The organism is Cognatilysobacter segetis (genome assembly GCF_004359965.1).
Lineage (GTDB): Bacteria > Pseudomonadota > Gammaproteobacteria > Xanthomonadales > Xanthomonadaceae > Cognatilysobacter > Cognatilysobacter segetis.
Genome location: NZ_SMRQ01000097.1, coordinates 1 through 2865 on the forward strand (window position 1 = coordinate 1; position 2865 = coordinate 2865).

At 73.3% G+C, this 2865-nt stretch carries 3 protein-coding genes; 1 reads left to right on the forward strand and 2 read right to left on the reverse strand.

Annotated features, from left to right (window positions below; translation table 11 throughout):
• A partial coding sequence (locus E4F61_RS13795; protein ID WP_133480197.1) for a multidrug resistance efflux transporter family protein occupies nucleotides 1-652 on the forward strand: 652 nt, incomplete at its 5' end.
• Between the two features lie 3 nt (nucleotides 653-655).
• Here the strand turns inward: E4F61_RS13795 and E4F61_RS13800 are convergent.
• Together E4F61_RS13800 and E4F61_RS13805 are read right to left on the reverse strand one after the other, a co-directional pair.
• Complete coding sequence (locus E4F61_RS13800) at nucleotides 656-2152, reverse strand: ArnT family glycosyltransferase (RefSeq protein WP_133480198.1); 1497 nt, start codon at nucleotides 2150-2152, stop codon at nucleotides 656-658.
• On the reverse strand, nucleotides 2149-2865 hold a 717-nt coding region (locus tag E4F61_RS13805; RefSeq protein ID WP_133480199.1), incomplete at its 5' end, for a pyridoxal-phosphate dependent enzyme. The genes E4F61_RS13805 and E4F61_RS13800, both read right to left, overlap by 4 nt.

The following is a 2865-nucleotide window of genomic DNA, read 5'->3' on the forward strand; positions in this document are numbered from 1 at the left end:
GCTGATCGCCGGCACGTTCCAGCTCACCGTCGTCGCCGGGATGCTCTGCGCGCCGCTGCTGTACCGCGACGCGCGCCGGCGCATTCCGCGTGCGGCGCTGGTCTGCGGGCTGCTCGCGTTCGGCGGCGTGCTGCTGATGCAGGCCGCGCAGGCGGGCGGCCGACTCGATCGCGAGGCGTGGATCGCCCTCGGCTGCGTGGCGGTCAGCGCCTTCGCCTATCCGCTCGGCAACCGCGGGCTGCTGCTGCACCTGGAGCGCGCCGGTATCGAACTCGACGCGACGCAGCGCGTGTTCGGGCTGTCGCTCGCCAGCCTGCCGCTGTGGCTGCCGGTGGTCGCGTACGCGCAGGTCGAGGCCGGCGCGCCGCCGTTGCGACAGGTCGCGCTCGCCGGCGGCGTCGCGCTGGGCGCGGGCATCGTCGCCACCGTGCTGTTCTTCCGCGCGACCGGCCTCGTGCGGCGCGATCCGGTGGCGCTCGCCGCGGCGGAGGCGATGCAGGCCGCGGAGATCCTGTTCGCCACGCTGATCAGCGCGGCCTGGCTGGGCGAGGCCTGGCCGCGCGGCATCGCCGCGCTCGGCGCCGGCGTGGTGGTGCTGGCGATCCTGCTGTTCAGCGCGCTCGTCGCGCGACGCGAGGCGCCGCGCGACTGAGCCTCAGCGGCGCACCGTGCGGAAGAACACGCGGCCCTGGTAAGGCGTGCCCTGCGGCACCGCCTCGAAACCCTCGTGATGCGCCAGCGCCGACACCTCGGCGAAGTTCTCCTGCTTCACGACCCAGAGCTGCTCCGGCTCGTGCTCGCGCAGCTCGCCCCACATCGACTCGTCGTACTCGGGGTTGAACTTCGAGTCCGGCGCGGGGTGCAGCGACAGCTTCTCGACCTGCACGTGCGGGCCGAGGTGCAGGTGCACGCCGTAGCGGGCCATGTCCTCGACGAACAGCACCTCCTCGATCGGCGCCTGCGTGCGTTCGCGGATCGCCGCCGCCCAGTCGCGCGCGTCCTTGTGGGTCGGGAAGTGCGCCGAGGCGATCTTCAGCGCGAACATCACCGCGCCCCAGCCGAGTACCCAGGCCACGCGCGGCAGCGCGCGGCCGTCGCGCACCGACTGCAGCGTGACCAGCAATGCGATCGGCGCGAACAGCGGCAGGATGTAGAGCGGCAGGCGCGAGCGCGCGATGCAGACGATCGTCAGCGGCACCAGCGCCCAGAGCGTCGGCAGCAGCCACGGTGCGTCGGCGACGCGCGCGGCCGCGTCGCGCCACCACGCACCGACCTGCGCCGGCAGTCCGCGCAGCCAGCGCCACAGCGGGCGCCACCACGGCAGCGTGCCGATCGCCAGCGTCGGCGCGTAGATCACGAACCAGCCGTACCACTCGCCGTGACGCTTGAACTCGTCGGTGGCCACGCGGCCCACCACTTCCGAGCCGAGGAAATAGCCCATCAGCCCGGGCGTCTTCTGCGTCACCGCGACGTACCACGGCGCGGCGATCGCGACGAACAGCAGCAGCCCGAGCGGCTGGAACGCGATCGGCCGCCCCTTCGTGCGCGTGAGCAGGTCGAACAGCAGGATCGGCAGCAGCGGCAGCAGGCCGGGCGGGCCCTTGGTCAGGAACGCGAGCCCGAAGCCGACCCACATCAGCACCAGCCATGCGCGCGGGCGCGACGGGCCGAAGCGCGCTTCGACGAAGGCCCACAGCGCGAGCGTCTCGGTCGCGGTGAGCACGTAGTCCGTCGTGATCATCTGCGACGCGCCGAACGGGAACAGCATCGTCGCGTAGGTGAGCGCGGCGCGCGGGCCGGCGCCGGGCGACAGGCGCCGGCCCATCAGCCCGACCAGCAGCACGCAGACGAGGTGCGCGATCGCCGACGGCAGCCGCGCGGCGAACGGATTGCTGCCGAACGCGGCGATGCTGGAGGCGATCGCCCAGTAGGTGAGCGGCGGCTTGGTCCAGTGCTCGACCTCGTAGCTGCGCCGCGGGATCAGCCAGTCGCCGCTGTCGAGCATGTTGAGCGCGACGTTGGTGTAGCGGCCCTCGTCCGGATCCCAGATGCCGCGCAGGCCGAGGAACAGCAGCGTGGTGACGATCGCGAACAGCGCGATCCACAGCGCGGGATGGCGATGCCAGGGGCGCGTCGCGCTCGTCGTGTTCATGCGTTCACCAGTGCAGCGAGGTCGACGTTGCCGCCGGACAGGACGATGCCGACGCGCCGGCCGGCGAAGACATCGGGATTGGCGAGCACCGCGGCGAGCGCGACGGCCGACGAAGGCTCGATCAACTGCTTCATGCGCGTCCACACCAGCCGCATCGCGGCGAGCGTCGCGACATCGTCCACCACCAGCGCCTGCGCGCCGTGCGCCTCCAGCAGCTCGAAGTTGATCGCGCCGAGCGTGCCGCGCAGGCCGTCGCAGATCGTGTCGGGGGTGAAGGCGGTGACGCGCTCGCCGGTGGCGAGCGAGGCCGCGGTTTCCGCCGCGCCGGCGGGTTCGGCGAGGTAGAGCGTCGTGCGCGGCGACGCGCCGGCGATCGCCAGTGCCGTGCCCGACGCCAGCCCGCCGCCGCCCACCGGCACCACGATCGCGTCGAGCGGTTGCGTCGCGAGCAGTTCGAGCGCGGCGGTGCCCTGGCCGGCGATGACGAGCGGATCGGTGTACGGATGTACGAGCCGCGCGCCGAGCGAGGCCTGCAGCTCGGCGCACATCGCCTCGCGCGCGGCGATGGTCGGCGCGCAGCGGTGCAGCGTGGCGCCGTAGGCCTCGATCGCGGCGAGCTTGCCGGGCACCGCGCCCTCGGGCACGACCACGTGGCAGGCGATGCCGCGACCGCGCGCCGCGAGCGCGAGCGCGGCGCCGTGGTTGCCCGAGGA